The sequence below is a fragment of the Variovorax sp. R-27 genome (assembly GCF_049913215.1).
In the GTDB taxonomy this organism is placed as follows: Bacteria; Pseudomonadota; Gammaproteobacteria; order Burkholderiales; family Burkholderiaceae_C; genus Variovorax.
In genome coordinates, this window is record NZ_CP183984.1 from 5,608,337 (window position 1) to 5,628,725 (window position 20,389).

Here is a 20,389-nt window from a genome sequence, read left to right on the forward strand (position 1 = left end):
GTTACGGTGATCGCGGTTCAGGCTTCGCGGGTGCGCGTTACGGCGGGCACGAACATGTAGCCCTCGTTGCGCACGGTGCGGATCAGGTCGGCGCGCGTCTCGCCGGAGGCCAGCTTGCGTCGCAGACGGCTGATCTGCACGTCGATGGCGCGGTCGTACGAATCGCTCTCGGTGCCGAGCGCGTACTGCACCAGCTGGTCGCGCGTCAGCACCCGCCGCGGGTGCTGCACCAACGCGCGCAGCAGGCGGAACTCGCCGTCGGAGAGGTCCACCGGGCGGTCTTGCGGGTCATGCAGCAGCCGGGTTTCGAGGTCCATGCGCCAGCCTGCGAAGTACAGCACCTCCGGCTGCTGCGCTTCTTGCGCCGCAGGCGTGCCAGAAGGCGGCGGCACGGATTGTTGCGCCGGCAATCCGACAGCGGCCGCATGCGCAGTGCGGCGCAGCACGGTGCGGATGCGCGCCAGCAGTTCGCGCGGATTGCAAGGCTTGGCCAGGTAGTCTTCCGCGCCGATCTCCAGGCCCACGATGCGGTCGATGTCCGTGCCCACGGCCGACAGCATGATGACGGGCGGCCCGCCGATGCGCTGCAGCTCGCGCAGCGCGCTCAGGCCGTCTTCGCCGGGCATCATCACGTCGAGCACGATCAGCGCGTAGTCGGCCTGCGCGAGCCGCTCGCGCATCTCCGCGGGATGGCCTGCCGCATCGACATGGAAGCCGTGCTTCTCCAGGAAAGACGCCACCAGGCTGCGGATGCCGGCGTCGTCGTCGACGATGAGGATTCGGGTAGACAGGTTCACGTTACGGCGGATCGGGTAGCGGATCATAGGCCGGGCGCGGCCTCCGCCCGAAGCCCCGCGAGCCTTGAAATAATTTGCAATGCGCTGAAATCCGGCTGCAACATCCGCTTCACAGACTCGTGCGCTCGAACGTTTGCGCATGCCCTGGCCTCGCGCATTCGCGCTGACAGCTGGGAGAAAAAAGATGGGAACGCAAAGATCGAGCCACGGTGGCGTGACATCGCTTCCCGTCCGTGCCAGCATCAACCCATGAACTCCCAAGGTACCGCGCGCCGCTGGTCGGGCCCGCCGCTCGCGTGGCAAATCATGGGCCTGCTGCTGGGCGGGCTGGTGGTGGCGCAAGTCGTGACACTGGCGCTCACCGTGCTTCTCCCGCCGCAACCACAGCGCCAATGGGAGATGGGCGACATCGCGCGCGTGCTGTCTGGCCGGAGCGCCGAAGGCCGCAACGCGAACCTGCTGCAGCGCACGCTGCAGGCGAATGCGCCCCAACCCAAGGGACAAGGCTGGCTGACATCCGAACGCTCGCGGCGCGACCTCGCGCAGCTGCTGACGCGCGACGAAGCCGAGGTGCGGCTGTACTTCTTCACGCCGCTGCCGTTCGCGGGCGCCACGGGGCCTGTCGCGGCGACGGAGAACGGGCATGACGCAGCGCAGCCGGTGCCGCGCCGCATCGCCGATACCTTCGCCGGAGCCGGCTTTCTGCGGGTCCAGGCGAGGGGTGGGCCGGGGGGCGGCGGTGGCGGACCGGGAGGACCCGGTGGGCCTGGAGGCATGGCGTTTCCGGGTGGGATGGGTCCCTCGGGCGGCGGCTTCGGCACTGACAGGGGCCCGAGAGGGAACACCACAGGCACTCCGCCGCCGCCGCCTGGCGGCACGACAACGAATTCCGCGCCGGGCAACGCGCCGGCCACTGCCCCGGATGCACCAGTCGGTACATCCGCCCCCACGCCCGCGGCCGGAAACCCTCCAGGCAGCACGGTAGCGGCGCCCCCTGGTAGCGGCGCAGGCCCTGTCGGCACACCGCCATCGCCCGGATCGGCGGCACCGAACACGGCGACCACGCCGGGCTCGGCGACTGCACCAGGCTCAACGACCGCGCCGGGCGCGCCCGGTGCCGCCCCTCCACCAGGCCTCTCGCCCACGGCGCCGCCATCGGGCCCCGCCCAAGGCCAGCCCGGAGCCCCTTCCATTCAGTCGGGCCCCTCCATGCGAGCCTTGCCGCCGGTCATCGAAAGCCCCCCGCGCCGCGAAGCCCCTGCCAGGGCTGAAGCACCAGTTGCGCCCCCTATCGCGCAGTCGCCGCGCGCCGAGCCCGCTACGCGCCCGTCTTCGGCCAGCACGCCACCGGCGACTGCGGCTGCACCGCCACGCGTCGTCACCCCCGCCGAACCGCCCCGTGCGTCCAGAGACACCGACACGACGATCACGACGCCCATTGCGACCACCGACAACGAACGCCCCGCCGCACGCGGCCTCTTCGGGCTCGCGCCCGCGCCGTTCGTCGAAGGCGACTTCATCGCCGCGGTCTACACGCCCGAAGGCAGTTGGGTGGTCGTGCAGCCGGTGCCCGAGTCTTTTCCGAACGCATGGCAGCGCCGCGTGCTGCTGTGGTTCCTGATCGCCGCGGCAATCGTCGCCCCCGCGGGCTGGCTGTTCTCGCGCCGGCTGGTGCGGCCGATTGCCGGCTTCGCGCGCGCGGCCGACCAGCTGGGGCGCGACCCTGCGGCGCCGGTGCTGGCACTGGAGGGCCCCGCCGAGATCGGCCGCGCAGCACAGGCCTTCAACCGCATGCAGGCGCGGCTGCGCAGCTTCGTCGACGACCGCACGGTGATGATCGGCGCCATCAGCCACGACCTGCGCACGCCCCTCACGCGGCTGCGCTTTCGCATCGAGGACGTGCCCGACGACGTGCGCGCCGGCATGCTCGAAGACGTCCAGGAGATGGAGCTGATGATCGGCTCCGTGCTCAGCTTCATCCGCGATGCCTCGGTGGTGAGCGCGCGAGAGCGCATGGACCTCGCGAGCCTTGTCGAGGACGTGGTCGAGCAGGCCATCTTCATCGGCAAGAACGTGCAGCTGCGACGCGTCGAGAGCGCGCAGGTGGAGGTTGACCCCATCGGCATGCGCCGCGTGCTCGACAACCTGATCGAGAACGCCGTCAAGTACGGGCACCTGGCACGCGTGCGGCTGTTCACCGATGGGCATGACGCCGTGGTCGAGATAGGCGATCGTGGGCCGGGGCTGCCCGCAAACGAAATCGAGCAGGTGTTCAAGCCGTTCTATCGCACTGCGCAGGCGCGGTCCTCGCGTGCTGCGGGCAGCGGCCTTGGTCTGGCGGTATGCCGCTCCATCGCGCGCGCGCATGGCGGTGACGTGGTGCTGAAGTCAGGCTCACACGGGCTTGTTGCGCAGGTTCGCGTGCCGCTGGCGCTCGAGGCGCAACGGCTGGCGTCTGCGGCGCACTGAGCAACGCCGGCGCATACGCGCGATGACACCACCCTTCAGATGCCATGGCACGCGCCGCCGCGCGTCATAACGAAGCGGCACGAACGGGTCCGCGCCTTTACCTCCTGAAACACCTGTCGAAACACGCATGAACCACCGCAGGACGGGTGGCATGCGGACTGCAGAAAGAAGCTCGTCCCGGTGAGTTTTTCCGGGCGCACTTTTCTCAACAGCAGGAGTTTCACAATGAACCATCGTTCCTTCGCACGCAACGTGCAAAAGGGTTTCACCCTCATTGAGTTGATGATCGTCGTGGCGATCATCGGCATTCTGGCTGCTATTGCGATTCCGCAGTACCAGACCTACGTCGCGAAATCACAAGTAGCCCGCGCCATGGGGGAAACCGGCGCCCTGAAGACGGCGTATGAAGATTGCCTGAACAATGGAATGACTGCTGTGGCTGCCTGCGACCTTGGCGCCACCAGCTCCGGCATCTTGAGCTTGACCTCGCCCCTGGTTTCGACGGCTGGCACGTCACTCGGCACATCCACCACAAATACTGTCGCTCTGACTACCACCGGCACCATTGCAGGCAGCTTCGCCGGCCAAGCGGCTGCAATCCTGAAAACGACCCCCTTCACGATCACCTGGACTCGTACCGCCGAAGGCAGCTGGAGCTGCAAGACTACGGCTGACTCGAAGTACGCACCGGCGGGCTGCCCTAACGGCACCTGATTCAGCCGCATCGCTTAACGCAAGCCGCCTTCTGGCGGCTTTTTTGCGTCTGCGTCAGGGCGACGAGATCTGTTGCGCGCTGGCCTTGCGGTATGCGGCCTCCACCAGCGCCTCGCACTGCCCCGCATCCGTGGTATCGAGACAGCCTCGCTGAAAGAGCTGATACATATCGAGCGCCGCGCGAGCCGCCAGTCGCTCACCTGTTGACGAAGGCGGCGCTTCAGCACACTCGTAGAGATCCGGCACTCCCGCCGCATTGCATTTCTGCTGCGCGACGATCATGCTGCGCACCGCGACATCCGCACCGAAATCGGCCGGCTCATCACCAGGCCTACGTGAGCCTCCGCAAGCTGCCAGTGCTGTGAGCACGAGTGCAGGGCAAACAATCCATGCAGCCAACCGCACGCCTACGGCTCGCTGCATCCCGCCCTCATGCCCTGAATCTGCTGGCAAGCCACCGGATGCCCCAACGACGCGGCCTTGGCAATCCACATGATGGCGAGGCTGTCGTCCTTCGGTACGCCCAGGCCCGATGCATGGCAGTTGCCTAGCCACTGCATTGCGTCGGCATTGCCTTGCGCAGCCGCCAGGTCGAACCAGTAGACCGCCGCATCGAAGTGGCCCGCGACGAAGAACATCCCGCCGACATCGGCCTGCGAGTTCGCATCGCCGCTGTCGGCCTTCACGATCATGTGCAGGTCTTCGTCAGACAGCTCGAGCTTGATCAGACTAACGATTTGCGCGAAGGCGAGCATCGCCCGTCCCCGTGCGTCTTCCTTGTGCTTGGCGATGGTGCCGTCGGACACGCGACGCCACAGCGTGCGCTTGCTGATGCCGGTCATCGCGATGGCGGCCTCGAGGCTGATGGCGTCCGACCTCAGCTCCGGGCCGCCCTCGGGCTCGAGGCCGTCGTGCACATGCGGCAACGTCTCGCTCTCAGTCGCCTTCCGGCGTCGGCTGCTGCGAGGCAACCGCTGCCGTACCGTCATTTCCGGAATGCACTGCCAGGGGGTGGTGGTGGCCTGCCGCCGTCCTGCGCGGGCTTGGTGAAGCCTGCCTTGGTCATGCACGCTGTCATCGCGGTCTCGTCGGGGCCGCCGTTCGAATCCTTGGCCACGCTGGCCGCGCAGGTCTTCAACGCTGCATCAACAGCTGAATTGCCGCCAGTGCTGCCGGTGCTTGCACTGTTGCTTTCCGTGGTCGTCGACGCAGCCCAAGCCGCGGCCGAACATCCCACCAGACACGCCATCCCAAGGGACAGCAACATCTTCTTTTTCATCGATCACTTCTCCTGAACATCGGTCGATCCGATACAGCAGTGATGCTGGGCAACAAAGTCGGAGAAACGTCGGATTCACTGCACCCACGCGCACACAAACCCCAACGCATCAGCCAGCTTTCTCCCAAATTGCATGTTCGACTCGGCGTCCAGGAAGTTTCTGATTGCTTCCGGTACACGAGGAGAAGAACCACCATGACGCGGCTGCAGAAGAAGCCTCCAGAGCTCCGTGCGCGAGCACCCGGCTTCACCTTGATCGAGGTGATGGTCACCGTGGCGATCGTGGCGATCCTGGCGTCCCTCGCCCTGCCCTCCTACACGGACTACGTCCGGCGCGGCCGCATCCCGGAGGCGACCTCCAATCTATCTGCCAGCAACGCAAAGATGGAGCAGTGGTTCCAGGATGCCAAGAGCTACTACGCCACCGGCTCCACCAGTGCATGCGGCGTGAGCATCTCGAATACCAACCTGAAGTACTTCACGCTCACCTGCTCGCCCAGTTCGTCCACGAGCTACACCATCACTGCCACCGGCACGTCCACCATGGCCGGCTTCGTCTACACCATCGACCAGGACGGCACGCGGACTACCACCATCACCGGCGTGTCCGGATGGACCGCAACCTCGTCGAGCTGCTGGATCACAACCAGGGGCGGGAGTTGCTGATGCGCACGCGGCAGCCTTCGACGGCGGGGTTCAGCTTGATCGAGTTGATGGTGGCTATCACGCTCTTGGCGATCCTGACTTTGCTGGCCGCACCCGGGTTCAGTGACTGGACACGCAACAACCGCCTGCGCAGCACGGCCGAGTCGCTGCGCTCCGATCTGCAGACGGCCAGGGCGGAAGCCATCCGCCGCAACACCGGCACGCGATTGCAGTTCGTCAGCTCACTGGACGCCAGTTGCGCGTTGAGTACCAGCGCGGCGATCTGGGTGGTGAACGCCGGCATCTCCCAGACACCGGCCGGCGCCTGCGGCAATGCCCCGAGCGCCACCAGCACGCCCTACCTGATCAGCAAGAGCCCGATCGAATCCAGCAAGAGCTCGGATCTGGTGCTCACCGCAACGCGCAGCACCGTGGGCTTCGATGCATTGGGCCGCCAGTCGGCCACGAGCAACCCGACCACGTCGGTCGCCACGCTGACGGTGCAGCTGACCAGCGCCAGCAGCACCTGCGTCGCCTCCGGCGGCTCGGTGCGCTGCCTGAACGTGATCGTCTCGCCGGGCGGTGATGCCCGCATCTGCGACCCCGCGCGCAGCGGGAGCACCGACCCCATGACCTGCTGACCATGCCGCACCGCCAAACACCTTCATCCGCCATGGGCGGCTTCACCCTCATCGAGGTGATGGCCGCGCTGCTCATCTTCGCGATCGGCCTGCTGGGCATCACCGGCCTCTATGCCAGCGCAGCGCGCACCGCTACCGGTGCCGAATTCCGTACGACCGCCGCCATGCTCGCCAGCGACCTGATCAGCCGCATGTGGATGAGCGACCGCACGGCGGCCACCCTCCAGGCCAACTACGGGAGCACGGCCGCCGGCACGGGCTACACGAGCTGGAAGGCCACCGTCGACAAATCGAACCTGCCGGGCATCGGCAGCCTGCCGCCGACCGTCACTTTCAGCACGGTAGCCGGCGGCGGCAGCTCGGCCGTCAGCAGCAGTCTGGCCACCATCACCATCTACTGGAAAGGCCCAGGCGACAGCAGCGCCCACCAGTACGTGGCCATGGCCCAGATGAAGCCGTGAGAACCTTCATGCCCGCCCCACGCCCCATTCGCAGCCAGCACGGCTTCAGCATCATCGAACTCATGGTCGGCCTGCTGGTCGGCATGCTGGCGGTGCTGATCGTTGTGCAGTTGCTGTACTCCACAAGCACACAGCAGCGGCTGACCAGCACCAGCGGCGACGCTGAAATCAACGCCGCCACGGCCACCCACATCCTGACGCGTGAACTGAGCCAGGCCGGCCTGGGCATCAGTGCCTACACGCTGCTGGGCTGCAGTCTCACGTACACCACGACCTCCGACAGCAAGAGCGTCACGCTGTCGTCGCTGGCCCCGGTCACGGTCAATCCCGGCACTTCGCTGGTGCCCGCGGGCGACACCGGCACCGACACGCTGCTGGTCGTCAGCGGCAGTTCAGCCAGCCCCACCGAGGGGGACGCTCTCGCGGGCACCAGCACCGCAACCAGCTACACCGTGACCACCCCGTCGTCCTTCGCCACGGGTGACTGGGTGATGGCCGCCTCGACCACGCGCGACAGCACCTCTTCATGCGCCATGACTCTGGGCAAGGTGACTGCCATTGCAAGCTATGTGCTGACTGTGTCCAGCGGCACCGCGGGCCTGGCGTCAGCGGAGGCCGCCGTCTACAACCTGGGGGCCGCCCCTGTCATCCATGCCTATGCGATCCGCAACGGCAACCTCACCGTGTGCGACTACGCGGCCTACAACTGCGGCGACACCAGCTACACCACCACGCTCAACAGCAGCGTCTGGGTTCCGGTGGCCAGTCACGTCGCCAGCCTGCGGGCCCAGTACGGCCGCGACACCAGCGACCTGAGCACCCCGAAGATGGACGGCGTGGTCGACAGCTACGACCAGACCACCCCCGGCAGCACGAGCGATACCTCGGGCCTGTCCAGCTACTGTGGCTGGCTGCGGGTGGTTGGCCTGCGGCTCGCGGTGGTCGCGCGCAGCCAGCAATACGACAAGGACTCGGTCACCACCACCGCACCCACCTGGTCCGGCAGCAGTGCCAACACCAGCACCACCAGCACGCTGACCACCGTGACGCCCACCGCTCTGGCGATCGACCTCAGCACCAACTCGGATTGGAAGCACTACCGCTACAAGACCATCGAGACCACGGTGCCGCTGCGCGACATCATCTGGAACGGCAACCAGGTCACCTACCAGAGCGGAGACATCGCATGCTGAGCCCGCAGCGCAGGCAGAGTGGCTTCGTCATGATCATCGTCCTGATTGCGCTGGCGATCATGAGCATGGCCGCTATCGGCCTCATGCGCACCGTCTCCAGCTCGGCGAGCATCGCCGGCAACCTGGCCTTCGAACAGGCGGCTGCCACCTCTGCCGACCAGGCGGTGGAGACGGCGGTGACCTGGCTGGAGAACAACAGCGGACAGACCAGCTCCAGCACCGCCAGCACTTGTTCGACAGGAACCTCCGTGCTGGCCTGCGACCAGGCGAGCCATGGCTACGCCGCCACGCGCACCGACCCCGGCAGCACGCAGTCCTGGTCGCAGCTGTGGACCCAATTGGCCAGTGCGGGTTACACCGCCATCCAGCTGAGCCAGGACAGCTCGGGCAATACCGCTGCCTACCTGATCCAGCGCATGTGCGCCAACACAGGCGATGCGTCATCCACCAACGGTTGTGGCAGTTCACCCCTGACCGTGAACACCGGTGGAAGCAAGAAGTCCGGCAGCACCCAAACGTCCAGTACCCAGGTCTATTACCGCATCACCGTCAAGGTGAGCGGGCCGCGCAACACCGTCTCCTTCACGCAAGCCATGGTCGCCCTATGAATATGTTCCTTCCCGGCCGCAGGTCGATCGCCGGCCGCTGGCGTGCCTGCATGGGCGCCCTGGCGCTGATCCTCGGAGCACCCGCCTTCGGTGCTCTCACCGACCTGGCCACGGCCCCGCTGGAAACGTCCTCGGCCACGCTGGTCAAGCCCAACATCATGTTCATCCTGGACAACTCCGGCAGCATGGCGTCAGCCTACCTGCCGGACTGGGCAGACGACTACAGCGCCAGCAGCTATCCGTACCTCTACCGCAACAGCCGCTTCAACGGCATCTACTACGACCCGTCGGTCACCTATTCGCCGCCTGTCAACTACGCCGGCACCAGCTACACCAGCATGACCTCTGCCAACACGTCGGCATGGGCCAAGGTGCCGACCGACGGCTTCGGCATCATCTCCACGGGCACGACCGACCTCACGGGAACAACCACCCCCGCCACGTACTACACCTTCATTCCGGGCGAGTACTGCTCCTCGGCCAACCTGCGCACTTGCAACAAGCAGAGTGCGGCCACCACCGCCTATGCCTACCCGGCCTACCTGCGCTGGTGCACCACGTCCGCACTGAGCACCTGCCAGGCCGCATACATCGACAGCGCCTCCGCGCCGGCCACCTACAAGTACCCGCGGTATCCGGGCATAAGCTCCACCGCAACGATCGTCATCAGCGGATCGAGCAGCACGAGCATCAGCGGCATCACTGTCAACGGCGTGCAGATTCTCTCGGCCACGACCACGGCCAGCACGTCGTCCACCACGGTGGCCACCAACATCGTCACGGCCATCAACAACTGCACCAGCAGCAAGACCGGCAACTGCGGCATTGCCGGCTACAGCGCCAGCCGCAGCGGCAGCACCGTGACCATCACCTCGCCCAAGGGCACCGATGCCTATGGCTATTCGCCCGTGGTCACGCAATCCGGCAGCATGACGGCCACCGTCACCGCCTTCAGCGGCGGCACGCCGGGCAGTTGGGTGCAGACCACCATCAGCAGCAGCACATCGACCTATGCCTACCCCGGCACGAGCGCCCGCTCCACGACGCGCACCGACTGCACCACCAACAGCACCACCTGCACCTATGCGGAGGAGATGACCAACTTCGCCAACTGGTGGGCTTACTACCACACCCGCATGCAAACGATGAAGAGCGCCACGACGCTCGCCTTCAGCGGGCTGACCTCCAGCTACCGGCTGGGCTACATGACCATCAACAAAGTCAGCAGTTCGACGGATTTCCTGAACATCGCCGACAACACCACCACCAGCGGCGGGCAGAAGTCGCTGTGGTACGGCAAGCTCGTGGCCGCCCAGGCCAGCAGCACCACGCCGCTTCGCACTGCACTGTCGAATGCCGGGCGCTACTTCGCCGCCAAGGTTTCCTCCATCAATGGAGTCACAACCACCGATCCGATGCAGTACGCCTGCCAGCGCAACTACACACTGCTGTCGACCGACGGTTACTGGAACGAGACCGCGACACCCTACAAGGCCGACGGCTCCACCGCAATCGGCGACCAGGACAGCAGCGAGTCCCGCCCCTATCTCGATGGCAACAAAGTGTCCAACACGCTGGCCGACGTGGCGGAGTACTACTACGTCACCGACCTGCGCTCATCCTCCCTGAGCAACACGACGAATTCGAGCGGCACGGATGTCTCCAGCAACAGCTATTCCAACAAGCGCCAGAACATGGTGACATCCACCATCGGCCTGGGTGCCTCGGGCTACATGCTGTTCGATGCGGACTATGCAAATGCCACGAGCGGCGACTACTACGACGTCGCCAACGGAACCACCACCAGCAGCACGACGCAGACTTCCGGAGTGTGCGGCTGGCAGAGCTCCGGCAGTTGCAACTGGCCCACGCCGGTCAGCGACACGCAAACCGCCATCGACGACCTGTGGCATGCCGCCGTCAACGGCCGGGGCAGCTACTACAGCGCGTCCAACGCGGCCGATATCAAGACCGGCCTGACCAACTTCCTCAATACCGTGGACGCCACGACCAGCAGTTCCGCAGCCGTTGCGCAAAGCGCGCCCGTGCTGACCTCCACCACGGCCGGCTACACCTTCTCGACCACCTATTGTTCCGGCAAATGGTTTGGTGAATTGGCGCGCTACGCGGTCGATTCCAGCACCGGGGTCACCTCCACCACCGCCGATTGGGCCGAGTCGGGCGCGGGCTCCGACTGCTCGAGCACTTCGGGCAGCCTCACCACCACGGCACTGCTGGACAACGTCGGCTACGCCTCGCGCACCATCTTCACCTACGACCCCAGCACCGCGACGAAGCTCAGTTTTTCCTGGGATGCGCTCACGACAACGATGCAGGGCTACTTCAAGATCGCGTCGATCAGCTCGCTGTCCCAGCTGTGCAGTTCGGGCAGCGCCTGTCTGGCGACGGCATCCCAGGTGAACAGTTCCACCGCCGGCACCACCACCGGCGCGGGCGCGGTGAACCTGGTGAACTACCTGCGTGGCGACCGCAGCAACGAAGGCTCCACCAACACCAAGTACTACCGTTCGCGCACCCACGTCCTGGGCGACGTCGTCAACTCCACGCCGGTGTACATCAAGGCCCCTTCGCGCAGCTACAGCGACTCGGGCTATGCCACCTTCAAGTCCACCTACGCCTCGCGCCAGGGCATGGTCTATGTGGGCTCCAACGACGGCATGCTGCATGCCTTCAACGCCGACACGGGCGCCGAGACCTGGGCGTACATCCCCTCGGTTCTGCTGCCCAACCTGTACAAGCTGGCGGACAAGAACTATGCGTCCAACCACGTCTACTTCGTGGACGGCCAGATCACGCAGGCCGACGTCTACTACAACAGTGCCTGGCACACCATCATCGTGGGCGGCCTGGGCGATGGCGGCCGCGCGTACTTCGCACTGGACGTGACAGACCCGGCCTCCCCGACGGTACTGTGGGAGTTCAGTTCGAGCAGCACGCTCACGCCCAATCTGTACGACGTGGACCTGGGCTACACCTATGGCGCCCCGGTGATCACCAAGCTGTCGGACGGGACCTGGGCGGTCATCCTCAGCTCCGGCTACAACAACGTCTCCGACGGCGACGGCGAAGGCCACCTGTGGGTGAGAAACGCCATGACCGGCGCGCTGATCAAGAAAATAGACAACGGCATGGGCACCACCTCCAGCGGTGGCACGGTGACCGGCTGTTCCGTCGCGCCTTGCCCCAGCGGCCTGGCGAAGATCAGCGGCTGGACCAACAGCTCCACAGACAACACGACCACACAGCTTTACGGCGGCGACCTGTTCGGCAATCTCTGGCGCTTCGACATCAGCGCCCTGGCCTCCAGCAGCGGCAGCGCCACGGTGCAACTTCTGGCCACGCTGTCGGACAGCTCGGGCAACCGCCAGCCCATCACCACCGCGCCGGAACTGGGGCTGGTGAGCAGCCAGCACGTGGTCTTCGTCGGCACCGGCTCATACCTGGGCGTGACCGACATCACGACGACACAGGTGCAGTCCATGTACGCCATCAAGGATTCGCTGAGCGGCAGCTCCACCACCAGCGCCATCTACAGCAACCCGCGCAGCAATGCGTGCAGCACGGGAACGGTGACCAACTGCTTCGTCAAGCTGACGCTCACCGACACCTCCGGGGTGCGCACGGCTGCCAGTTCAGTGAGCTACACCACCAATTTCAGCACCATGTACGGCTGGTTCGTGGACATGCCCGAGTCGGGCGAACGCGTCGACGAGGACCCGGTGCTTTCTTCCGGCACGCTGGTCTACGTCTCCAACACGCCCAGCACCTCGGGCGCCTGCAGCACCGGCGGCTCCAGCTACATCAACTACGTCAACTACGCCACCGGCCTGGCGGTGTCGGGCGCCAGCAATACGGGCGTTCTGCTGTCGAGCTCGGGCTTGTCGAGTTCGGCTGCGCTCGCAGTGACCAGCAGCGGCAAGACCGTCGCCACCACCAAGGACTCCACCGGTACCGTGACGACGACCACCATTCCGGTTTCCTCTTCAAGCAGCACACGCCGCATCTCGTGGCGGCGGCTGACCGATGGGCAGTGAGGAAGGGCACAAGGGCATTGCCTACCTGACAATCGGCGTTGGAAGACAACGCCGGCTGCACACAAGGCGCTCCCCTCAAGATGTCTCCCACATCGCCGCGCAGACTCGCCGGCATGTGCACTCCCGCAGCTTCGCGCCCATGGATCCGCCTGCGCTGGCGATTGCCGTGCGTGGGCCTGTTCGGGCACCCCGTCGAGGGCCACTGGCTGTGGGAGCCTGACACGCCGTCGGTGCGTGCCGCATTCCAGGCGGCCGTGGAGGCCGGCAACAAGGCACATGGCGCCGGGACGCACTGGATGGAGCAGGAAGAAGCCGAGGCGGCGCCGGACAGGACGGCCATCCGGCAGGCGCCAGGGGCGGATCACATGATCGGGTGATTGCAGCCGGACGGCACTCTTCGAGAATCGCGAGCGGGACGACGGCCTCCATCGCACTTCGAGGAGAACAGCGATGCCACCCTATGTTTGCAGCTGCGGTCTGAAATGCTGGGACCCGCACACTCCCCCGGTCTATTGCACCCAGCGCCCAAGGTGCGGCCCCTTTGTTGACGAAGGCACTCTGCCGGAGAACTTGGCGCCTGACTCTCCTCACCCGCCTCCCGATCTGCCACCGCCCCCAGGCGGCTCAGTGGCCGTTCAGTCTGCCTCCAACACCATCACGATAGTTCCCATCGCACACCAGCCCATGCCGGTCGGCCTGCTGTCGATGCCCGTGGAAATACTCCACCTGATCCTGACCAACATCGGGCCCGGGCTGGTGCCGGTACTGGGTGCGCTGCACCGAACGAGCAATCGGACGCACCACCTGACCCAGCTGGCCCTGGGGTCCGACATGCATCTGGCGACCGTACCGATCTTCACCAACATGCTCTTCAGATTCAAGACGCAGTGGCAGCCACATGCGGCAGAGATCACACAACAGCTCGCGGTCGGGTTGACGGGGAACCTGGGGACCCTCAAGGCGCTGGTGAAGAAGCTCACTTTGCTGCGCAAGGAATGCCTGTTCCTCATCACCCAGCTGGAAGGCCTCTTGTCGGGCATAGAAAACGTGTGCCGCCTGATCGACGGAGCCGACACCGTGCGCCGAGCCACCATCACGGCGAATCTCGTCGCGCTCAGGGACCGGGTGAGGGCCCTGAGAGACCAGATTGCAGCACAGGCGACAGCGTTGGGCCTGAGACTGCAGGCCGCGAAGAAGGCCGAGAGCCAGAAGCGATCCCTGATGCGCCTGTAGATGCGCCTGTAGCGATCAGGCTCAACGCGCCGCGTTCCGATCCGAAATCATCTTCGGGCTGATGAAGATCAGCATCTCGGTCTTGTTGTTGACCCGGCTGCGGGTGCGGAACAGCGCGCCGACCATCGGCAGTTCGCCCAGCACCGGCACGCGCGATTCCGAGTTGGTGTCCGTCAGCTCGAAGACCCCGCCGATGACGACGGTGCCGCCGTTCTCCACCAGCACTTCGGTCTGGATGTGCTTGGTGTTGATGGCGTAGCCCGCGGTGGTCGATTGGCCCACGGTGTCCTTGTTGACGTCGAGCGCCAGGATGATGTTGCCCTCGGGCGTGATCTGCGGCGTTACCTCGAGCTTGAGGTTGGCCTTGCGGAACGCGATGGACGTGGCGCCGCTCGATGTCGCTACCTGGTAGGGCAGCTCGGTGCCCTGCTCGATCAGCGCCTTGGTCTGGTCGGCCGTCACCACGCGCGGGCTCGAAACCACCTTGCCTTTGCCGTCCGCCTCCAGCGCGGAGATTTCGAGGTTGAGCATCTTCGTCAGGCTCGAATTGAACAGTGACAGCGCGAAGGTGCCGACCGCGTCGCCGGTCGTGCTGGTAGCCGGCAGGTTGACGAAGCTGGTGCTCGAGTAAGTGTTGGTGCTGGTGGTGGTGGTCACGCCGCCGGTCGTGGTCGAGCTGACGGAAGGCGTCACGCCCACCGACGAGTTCGAATTGACGGAGCCGCCGCCGAGCTTGACACCCAGCGACTTGCTGAAGGTGTCGGTCGCCTCGACGAAGCGCGCCTCGATCAGCACCTGACGCACCGGCACGTCGAGCTTCTGCAGGAGGTCAGCCACCTGCGACAGCCGCGAGGGAATGTCGGTCACGAAGAGCTGGTTGGTGCGCACCTCGGCCAGCACGCTGCCGCGCGAACTCAGGATGCGGGTGGTCGAGCCTGAGCTGCCACCGCCGCCTCCACTGCTTCCGGTGCCCGTAAGGCCCTGCGCCACGGTAGCGGCCTTCGCATAGTTGAGCTGGAAGGACTGCGTGCGCAGCTGCTCCAGTCCCTGCAGCGTGGCCTGCGCCTCGTACTTGATCTTTTCCTTGGCATTGAGCTCGTCTTCCGGCGCAATGCGCAGCACGCTGCCGCTCTTGCGCATGCCGAGGTTCTTCGCCTCCAGGATGATCTCGAGCGCCTGGTCCCAGGGCACGTCCTTGAGGCGCAGCGTGAGCGTGCCGCTGACGGAGTCCGAAGTGACGATGTTGAAGTTGGTGAAGTCCGCAATCACCTGCAGCAGCGAGCGGATCTCGATGTTCTGGAAATTCAGCGACAGCTTCTCGCCGCTGTAGCCCGTGCCTTGCGCGAGCTTGTTGGGGTTTTCCTTGCGCGGACGCACTTCCACCACGAACTGGCTGTTGCTCTGGTAGGCGCTGTGCTCCCATTCGCCGCGCGGGTCGATCACCATGCGCACGCGGTCGCCGGACTGCTGCATGCTCACCGACTGAACCGGTGTGCCGAAGTCGGACACGTCGAGCCGGCGGTTCAGCCCCTCGGGCAGCGACGACTTGGTGAACTCGACCACGAGGCCCTTGCCCTGCTGGCGGATGTCCACGCCCACCTGGTCGTTGGGCAGCGACACGATCACGCGGCCGGCACCCTCGGTGCCCAGGCGGAAATCGACGTCGCGCAATGGCAGCACGTCGCGGTTGCGGTTCTCGGCAAACTCGAAGGGTGTGGAAGCCACCAGCGCGGGGCCCGCCGCGGGTTGCAGCACCACCAGCAGCGACTTGCCACGCAGCTCGGTCGTATAGGCGGTCGCCTGCTTCAGGTTGAGCACGAGGCGCGAGCGCTCGCCCGCCTGCACCACGTTGACGGAGCGCAGGTTGCCCTGGCTGATGTCGATGGCTTCCCGGCCCAGGCGGCTGGTCATGCCAGGAAAGTCGAGCGCGATGCGCGCCGGCGACTGGATGGCGAAGCCGTTGGGCGCTGCGGCCAACGGTTCGGAAAAATCGACACGCAGCACTTCGCTGCCTGCCTGCACGGAGCCCGTGACTGATTCGATTCTGTTCTGTGCCTGTGCCTGCGCCGCTGCGAGCGACCCGAAGGCAACGAGCAAGAAGACGGACGCGCGCAACCAGCGCGCGAGCACGAATGACTGTTTTTTCATTTCACCTGCCTTGAAACTGCGGCTCCATCTCCTCGCTGCCCTGAGGTCCCTCCCGAGCGCAGCGATGCCCCGGCGCCGCGCAGTCCATGCTGCGCAGCGGGGGCGAGCAGCGCGGCCGCTTGCTGGCCGCGCTGCTCCCTTCACGTCCTCACGTCATCAGAACGCGTGGCGGATACCGAAGTCGTAGCCGGTGGAAGAGCGCGGCAGGCCCGTGTAGCTGGTGCCCGTGCTGCCGTAGCCCGTGGTGCTGGCCGACACCAGGCTGCCCGTGTAGTTCACGTCGTTGCGGTTGTTCACGCGCGCCACCGTCGCATACAGCGCCGTGCGCTTGGACAGGTTGTGTACGTAGCCGATTGCGAACTTGCGTGCCATCGGGTCTTCGCCCGTGATGCCGGCCGTGCCTTCGTTGTAGCGCACTTGCGAGTACGCCACGCGGATCAGGCCTGCGCCCACCGGCACGGTCGCGCCGATCAGGTAGCCGTTGTAGGTGTCGTGCGTGTCAGCCGCTGCCGCGTAGTCGAACTTGTTCTTCACGTTCGACAGCTCGCCGAACAGCTTCACAGGACCGAAGTCGTACGAAGCGCCCAGGTTGATGGTCTGCACCCTGCGCTCCAGCGCGGTGGTGTCCACGACGGTGCTCTGGCCCACGGCCAGTGCCACGTCCAGGGGACCGTTGGCATAGCCGAAGCGGCCACCGACGTAGCGCCCAGCCGTGCTGCTGGAAGCTGCCGTGGTGCTGGTGGCGTCGGTGCTGGCGTTCTCGTGCAGGCTGTACTGCACCTGGCCGTAGAAGCCGCCCAGGTTCGGCGGCAGGAAGTAGCCGATCGAGTTGCTGGCACGCACGTAGTTGGCGTTGTTGATGGTGGTGTTGCCGCTGACGGTGCTGATGACGTTGGTGCCCGAGCCGTTGGTGCCGAACGGATCGAACACGGTGTCGTTCCAGAAGGTGGCGGTGTAGTCGCGGCCCAGGCGCAGCTCGCCGAAGCCACCCGACAGGCTCACGGTGGAGCGGCGCGCGAAGGTGGAGATGCCGGTGGCGCCGTCGTCGTTGGTGATGGGCGCTTCGAGCCAGAAGCTCGCTGCCAGCCCGCCGCCGAGGTCTTCGGTGCCGCGGAAGCCGATGCGGCTGGAGTTGTAGGCCGAGTTGCCCAGGCTCGTCTTGCTTTGCTTGACCGACGCGCCGGTGGTCGTGTCGCGCGAGGTGCTCGACTGGTAGGTCAGGCCAGCGTCCACGACGCCGAACAACGTGACGGACGATTGGGCAGAAGCCAGGCCGCAGACGGCCAGGGCAGCGAATGCCGTGAGGGTTTTCTTCATTCAGGGTTCTCCAGTTTCAGGTCTGATGCGGCCGTTCGGTATCGACCGGCTGTACGCATGGTTTCGCCCAAATCAGGAGGAATTTGGTGGTTCCGTTTTCTGCGGCTTCGAGTGTTGTGCGCGTACATCACACACGCGCAGGCCTCATGCGGCAGGGCCATTGCAGCGTCCTTCAAATTTCTCCCAGATCGCCTGAAAAGATCCACGCATGACGAAGCTGGAGACTCACAGGTGAAGCGCTCACGAATCCTGATAGCGGCAATTTGCGGCGCCTTGACCATCGCATGCGCCAGCACGAGCATCGCGATGGTTCACTCCACCTCCGTGCTTGCGGCGAGCATGTTCGTCGACCACAAGGTGCGCACGCAGGCGTCGGCAAACACGCAGCAGCAACACTGGTGGGCCAGCTTCGAGGACACGGCAATGAACCGGCTGATGGCCGCATCGGGCGGCGCCAACGAATCGGGCGTGGCCGCGACCTACATCGCGCTCAAGGTAAAGACGCTCGAGCTGCTCTATCTGGAGAACACGCGTTCTGCCGTCGTGCGGCAAACCATGCTCATCCAGGGCACCACGCAACCGTACGACGACTTTGCCAAGCAGCTCGCGGCGCGGCACGCCAGCGCGGAAACGACCATCGGCAAGCTGCAGGCGCAGCGTGCGAGCTACATCTCCTATCTGGCAAAGCAGTGCCACATGTCGGAAGCTGCATTGAACGAAATGCTCGCCGACGCATTGCAGGACAAGTCGCTGCCCCGCTTCGCAGCCGAGGTGCCGCGCGAGCTCCCGATGGCGGTGCTTTCAAACAGGAACGACATCAACCTGGCCGCCGCACTCTACGGCGCCGACGCGAGCGCGATGCCCGACGGCGTGATCGAGGCGACGAACGAGGCGACGAACGAAGCGTCGAACGAAGGGCAACAGAACATCGACATGCCCGGCAATCCCTTCTACGTGCACGCGGTCGCGCAGGCACGAGAGCAGGTTTCAGAGGCACTGCGCCGCCTGCAAGCGCAGAGCGACATCGCGAACACCGCGTACGCGCGCGTCGCGAATGCAAGGGCCGAATTCGAATCGTCGAAGCAGCGCCGCGACCGCGGCGAGATCTCCGAAGTGCAGCTGATGGAGGACTTCCAGGGCCTGCTGCTCGACCTGCACGTGCTGGCCGCAGCCAACGGCGAGCTGGCGCTTGCGTGGGTCGTCTTCATGGGAAGCATCGGAAACAGCCCGTCGATCGACTCGATCGCGGGCCCGCAATCCGCGCAGGCCGAACAAACGGATCAATTGCCGTTTCTGCACAAAGTCTCCCGAAAGTTGCGCAATCCTTGAAGTTCGAAGGAGCCTTACATGACCACTGCCTTGCATAAAGTCCCCACCCGCCCCGTGCTGAAGCTGGCCGGCCACGGACACCCGAAGCCCGACACTGCCGCACCCGTGCGCCGCGCGTGCCCGGCGGACGGCGAGCAAGCGAACAACACCACGGCGACCACGCTGGCCATCCAGCAACTCGTCAGTGCGTTCCAGCCCGCATTCGATCGGATGCATGTGCTGCGGGATCTCGTCATCCCCATGTACGAAGGCAGCGCCGTGCCTACGGCGCGCTTCGACGTGGCACTGGTGTGCGAGGCCGGCGTGTACCTGTTCGAGGTGAAGGGCTGGCGCAACGCAGTGGTGTATCGCAAGACCGCAGCCCAGGCGCTGCCACGCTGGTTCCTGCGCCAGAACGGGCATTCGCTGGCGCGCGAGGTGAAAGACCCGGCCTGGCAGTGCGGTCGCAAGACCACGCACCTGCGCAGCCTGCTGCCGCCCGACCTGCGGGTGCAGTACTTCGTGCTGCTGCCGTTCGAGGGCGTGGAACTGCAGGGCGTGATGCCGTCCGTCGTCATCACGCCGCAGGACCTGCCCTACATCGCGCGCGTGGCGCGCAACAACGGGCGCACCGAGCAGGGCTATCCGATGCTCGACGACAACGCCATCGACCGCACGCTGCGGCTGCTGACCGGCCTGCAGGGCAACCTGACGGTCGACGACCACATGAGGAACAGTCGCGAAAAGAGCGCGCAGGCCCCGGTCAGGCCGGCGCATCCGGGCGTCCTGAAGCTGCAATGACGCGATGAGCCGGATCCTGCTGGTGGAGGAAGGGCGCGACGCCGCGTCGGTGCTGCTGGACGAACTGCATCGCGCCGGGCACGAGGTCGACCACATCGACGACGGCGCGGTCGCGCTGCATCGCATCCTGACCTCGCCGCCCGCGCTCACCCTGCTCGACGTTCAGCTGCCGCACGTCAACGGCCTGCAGATCCTGGAGAAGATCCGCGCGCGCAGCGACCACCCGATCATCATGCTGACGGCGCTCGCGCACGAGGCCGACCGGCTGCGCGGCTTCGAGCTCGGCGCGGACGACTACGTGTGCAAGCCCTTTTCTCCGAGAGAAGTCGTGGTGCGCATCCACACGGTGCTGCGGCGCTATGCGCAGCGCCGCATCGTCGCGCGGCCTTCGGTGCCGATCACCTTCGGGGCCGTGCGCGGCTGCGCGATTCTCGACGGGCACTACCTGCCCCTGACGCGCCGCGAGTCGCTGCTGCTGCGCGCGCTTTCGCAGGAGCCCGGGCGGGTACTGACGCGCTCGAAGCTGCTCGAAGCCGCGTTCCCGGAGGCGCTCGACGTCAACGAACGCGTGGTCGACACCCACATCAAGAACCTCAGAAAGAAGCTCGCCACCGTCTCGACCGAGCACGACTGGATCCGCTCGGTCTATGGCGTCGGCTTTGCATGGGAATCGCAGGCCAGGCAAGACGCCTGACCCGACGCCCGCTTGCTTCCTGGAAA

19 protein-coding genes are annotated in these 20,389 nt (G+C 65.7%); 14 read left to right on the forward strand and 5 right to left on the reverse strand.

Annotated elements, in window-relative coordinates; translation table 11 throughout:
* Positions 1-17: 17 nt before the first annotated feature.
* Entirely contained in the window at positions 18-824 is an 807-nt protein-coding gene (locus ACN9MV_RS26310; protein ID WP_426390167.1) for a response regulator, read from the reverse strand.
* Between the two features lie 222 nt (positions 825-1,046).
* Between ACN9MV_RS26310 and ACN9MV_RS26315 the strand changes: the two genes are divergently transcribed.
* Entirely contained in the window at positions 1,047-3,266 is a 2,220-nt protein-coding gene (locus ACN9MV_RS26315) for an ATP-binding protein (RefSeq protein ID WP_426390168.1), read from the forward strand.
* Between the two features lie 225 nt (positions 3,267-3,491).
* Positions 3,492-3,980, forward strand: coding sequence for a pilin (locus ACN9MV_RS26320; protein WP_093057381.1), 489 nt, complete (start codon positions 3,492-3,494; stop codon positions 3,978-3,980).
* A 54-nt stretch (positions 3,981-4,034) separates the two neighbouring features.
* Here ACN9MV_RS26320 and ACN9MV_RS26325 read toward each other — a convergent pair whose 3' ends face one another.
* Entirely contained in the window at positions 4,035-4,262 is a 228-nt protein-coding gene (locus ACN9MV_RS26325) for a hypothetical protein (RefSeq protein ID WP_426390170.1), read from the reverse strand.
* 125 nt (positions 4,263-4,387) lie between these two features.
* A complete protein-coding gene (locus tag ACN9MV_RS26330; protein WP_426393206.1) occupies positions 4,388-4,897 on the reverse strand; it encodes a hypothetical protein in 510 nt (169 codons plus the stop codon).
* 147 nt (positions 4,898-5,044) lie between these two features.
* Between ACN9MV_RS26330 and ACN9MV_RS26335 the strand changes: the two genes are divergently transcribed.
* The 9 genes from ACN9MV_RS26335 to ACN9MV_RS26375 all read left to right on the forward strand — a co-directional run bounded on the left by ACN9MV_RS26335 (position 5,045) and on the right by ACN9MV_RS26375 (position 14,095).
* Positions 5,045-5,275: a hypothetical protein gene (locus tag ACN9MV_RS26335; RefSeq protein ID WP_143042628.1), complete on the forward strand. Its 231-nt coding sequence runs from the start codon at positions 5,045-5,047 to the stop codon at positions 5,273-5,275.
* 179 nt (positions 5,276-5,454) lie between these two features.
* The gene (locus ACN9MV_RS26340) at positions 5,455-5,925 is read left to right on the forward strand and encodes a type IV pilin protein (RefSeq protein ID WP_093057377.1); all 471 of its coding nucleotides are present in this window, start codon (positions 5,455-5,457) and stop codon (positions 5,923-5,925) included.
* Positions 5,871-6,545 (forward strand): GspH/FimT family pseudopilin, encoded by a 675-nt coding sequence (locus ACN9MV_RS26345; RefSeq protein WP_426390172.1) that lies wholly within the window; start codon positions 5,871-5,873, stop codon positions 6,543-6,545. Before ACN9MV_RS26340 ends, ACN9MV_RS26345 begins: the two co-directional genes overlap by 55 nt.
* Before the next feature lie 2 nt (positions 6,546-6,547).
* A complete protein-coding gene (gene pilV / locus ACN9MV_RS26350) occupies positions 6,548-7,006 on the forward strand; it encodes a type IV pilus modification protein PilV (protein ID WP_097198149.1) in 459 nt (152 codons plus the stop codon).
* An 8-nt stretch (positions 7,007-7,014) separates the two neighbouring features.
* A complete protein-coding gene (locus tag ACN9MV_RS26355; RefSeq protein WP_426390174.1) occupies positions 7,015-8,199 on the forward strand; it encodes a PilW family protein in 1,185 nt (394 codons plus the stop codon).
* Positions 8,193-8,807 carry a pilus assembly PilX family protein gene (locus ACN9MV_RS26360; protein ID WP_354339494.1) on the forward strand — a complete coding sequence of 205 codons (615 nt, stop codon included), beginning with the start codon at positions 8,193-8,195 and terminating at the stop codon, positions 8,805-8,807. Before ACN9MV_RS26355 ends, ACN9MV_RS26360 begins: the two co-directional genes overlap by 7 nt.
* Positions 8,804-12,862, forward strand: a complete 4,059-nt coding sequence (locus ACN9MV_RS26365) for a pilus assembly protein (protein ID WP_426390175.1) — start codon at positions 8,804-8,806, stop codon at positions 12,860-12,862. Before ACN9MV_RS26360 ends, ACN9MV_RS26365 begins: the two co-directional genes overlap by 4 nt.
* Before the next feature lie 113 nt (positions 12,863-12,975).
* Positions 12,976-13,239, forward strand: coding sequence for a hypothetical protein (locus ACN9MV_RS26370; protein WP_143042626.1), 264 nt, complete (start codon positions 12,976-12,978; stop codon positions 13,237-13,239).
* 307 nt (positions 13,240-13,546) lie between these two features.
* Complete coding sequence (locus tag ACN9MV_RS26375; RefSeq protein ID WP_426390176.1) at positions 13,547-14,095, forward strand: hypothetical protein; 549 nt, start codon at positions 13,547-13,549, stop codon at positions 14,093-14,095.
* A 21-nt stretch (positions 14,096-14,116) separates the two neighbouring features.
* Here the strand turns inward: ACN9MV_RS26375 and pilQ are convergent, their stop codons facing one another.
* Positions 14,117-16,243, reverse strand: a complete 2,127-nt coding sequence (pilQ, locus tag ACN9MV_RS26380) for a type IV pilus secretin family protein (protein WP_093057369.1) — start codon at positions 16,241-16,243, stop codon at positions 14,117-14,119.
* A gap of 156 nt (positions 16,244-16,399) precedes the next feature.
* The gene (locus ACN9MV_RS26385; RefSeq protein WP_426390178.1) at positions 16,400-17,560 is read right to left on the reverse strand and encodes a porin; all 1,161 of its coding nucleotides are present in this window, start codon (positions 17,558-17,560) and stop codon (positions 16,400-16,402) included.
* A 306-nt stretch (positions 17,561-17,866) separates the two neighbouring features.
* On the opposite strand from ACN9MV_RS26385, the gene ACN9MV_RS26390 reads away from it, so the two are divergent.
* The 3 genes from ACN9MV_RS26390 to ACN9MV_RS26400 are packed head-to-tail and all read left to right on the forward strand — an operon-like array spanning position 17,867 to position 20,363.
* Positions 17,867-18,889 (forward strand): hypothetical protein, encoded by a 1,023-nt coding sequence (locus ACN9MV_RS26390; protein ID WP_426390179.1) that lies wholly within the window; start codon positions 17,867-17,869, stop codon positions 18,887-18,889.
* 18 nt (positions 18,890-18,907) lie between these two features.
* The gene (locus tag ACN9MV_RS26395) at positions 18,908-19,669 is read left to right on the forward strand and encodes a nuclease-related domain-containing protein (RefSeq protein ID WP_307616688.1); all 762 of its coding nucleotides are present in this window, start codon (positions 18,908-18,910) and stop codon (positions 19,667-19,669) included.
* Positions 19,670-19,673: 4 nt separating this feature from the next.
* The gene (locus ACN9MV_RS26400; protein WP_093057365.1) at positions 19,674-20,363 is read left to right on the forward strand and encodes a response regulator; all 690 of its coding nucleotides are present in this window, start codon (positions 19,674-19,676) and stop codon (positions 20,361-20,363) included.
* Positions 20,364-20,389: the final 26 nt, after the last annotated feature.

Bases quoted from the DNA above. Each gene is read 5' to 3' on its own strand.
- ACN9MV_RS26395 (WP_307616688.1), top strand. From the start codon at position 18,908: ATGACCACTGCCTTGCATAAAGTCCCCACCCGCCCCGTGCTGAAGCTG.
- ACN9MV_RS26365 (WP_426390175.1), top strand. From the start codon at position 8,804: ATGAATATGTTCCTTCCCGGCCGCAGGTCGATCGCCGGCCGCTGGCGT.
- ACN9MV_RS26320 (WP_093057381.1), top strand. From the start codon at position 3,492: ATGAACCATCGTTCCTTCGCACGCAACGTGCAAAAGGGTTTCACCCTC.
- pilV (WP_097198149.1), top strand. From the start codon at position 6,548: ATGCCGCACCGCCAAACACCTTCATCCGCCATGGGCGGCTTCACCCTC.
- ACN9MV_RS26345 (WP_426390172.1), top strand. From the start codon at position 5,871: ATGGACCGCAACCTCGTCGAGCTGCTGGATCACAACCAGGGGCGGGAG.
- ACN9MV_RS26335 (WP_143042628.1), top strand. From the start codon at position 5,045: ATGCACGCTGTCATCGCGGTCTCGTCGGGGCCGCCGTTCGAATCCTTG.
- ACN9MV_RS26385 (WP_426390178.1), bottom strand. From the start codon at position 17,560: ATGAAGAAAACCCTCACGGCATTCGCTGCCCTGGCCGTCTGCGGCCTG.
- ACN9MV_RS26360 (WP_354339494.1), top strand. From the start codon at position 8,193: ATGCTGAGCCCGCAGCGCAGGCAGAGTGGCTTCGTCATGATCATCGTC.
- ACN9MV_RS26370 (WP_143042626.1), top strand. From the start codon at position 12,976: ATGTGCACTCCCGCAGCTTCGCGCCCATGGATCCGCCTGCGCTGGCGA.
- ACN9MV_RS26355 (WP_426390174.1), top strand. From the start codon at position 7,015: ATGCCCGCCCCACGCCCCATTCGCAGCCAGCACGGCTTCAGCATCATC.
- ACN9MV_RS26340 (WP_093057377.1), top strand. From the start codon at position 5,455: ATGACGCGGCTGCAGAAGAAGCCTCCAGAGCTCCGTGCGCGAGCACCC.
- ACN9MV_RS26325 (WP_426390170.1), bottom strand. From the start codon at position 4,262: ATGATCGTCGCGCAGCAGAAATGCAATGCGGCGGGAGTGCCGGATCTC.
- ACN9MV_RS26400 (WP_093057365.1), top strand. From the start codon at position 19,674: ATGAGCCGGATCCTGCTGGTGGAGGAAGGGCGCGACGCCGCGTCGGTG.
- pilQ (WP_093057369.1), bottom strand. From the start codon at position 16,243: ATGAAAAAACAGTCATTCGTGCTCGCGCGCTGGTTGCGCGCGTCCGTC.
- ACN9MV_RS26390 (WP_426390179.1), top strand. From the start codon at position 17,867: ATGGTTCACTCCACCTCCGTGCTTGCGGCGAGCATGTTCGTCGACCAC.
- ACN9MV_RS26375 (WP_426390176.1), top strand. From the start codon at position 13,547: ATGCCGGTCGGCCTGCTGTCGATGCCCGTGGAAATACTCCACCTGATC.
- ACN9MV_RS26310 (WP_426390167.1), bottom strand. From the start codon at position 824: ATGATCCGCTACCCGATCCGCCGTAACGTGAACCTGTCTACCCGAATC.
- ACN9MV_RS26315 (WP_426390168.1), top strand. From the start codon at position 1,047: ATGAACTCCCAAGGTACCGCGCGCCGCTGGTCGGGCCCGCCGCTCGCG.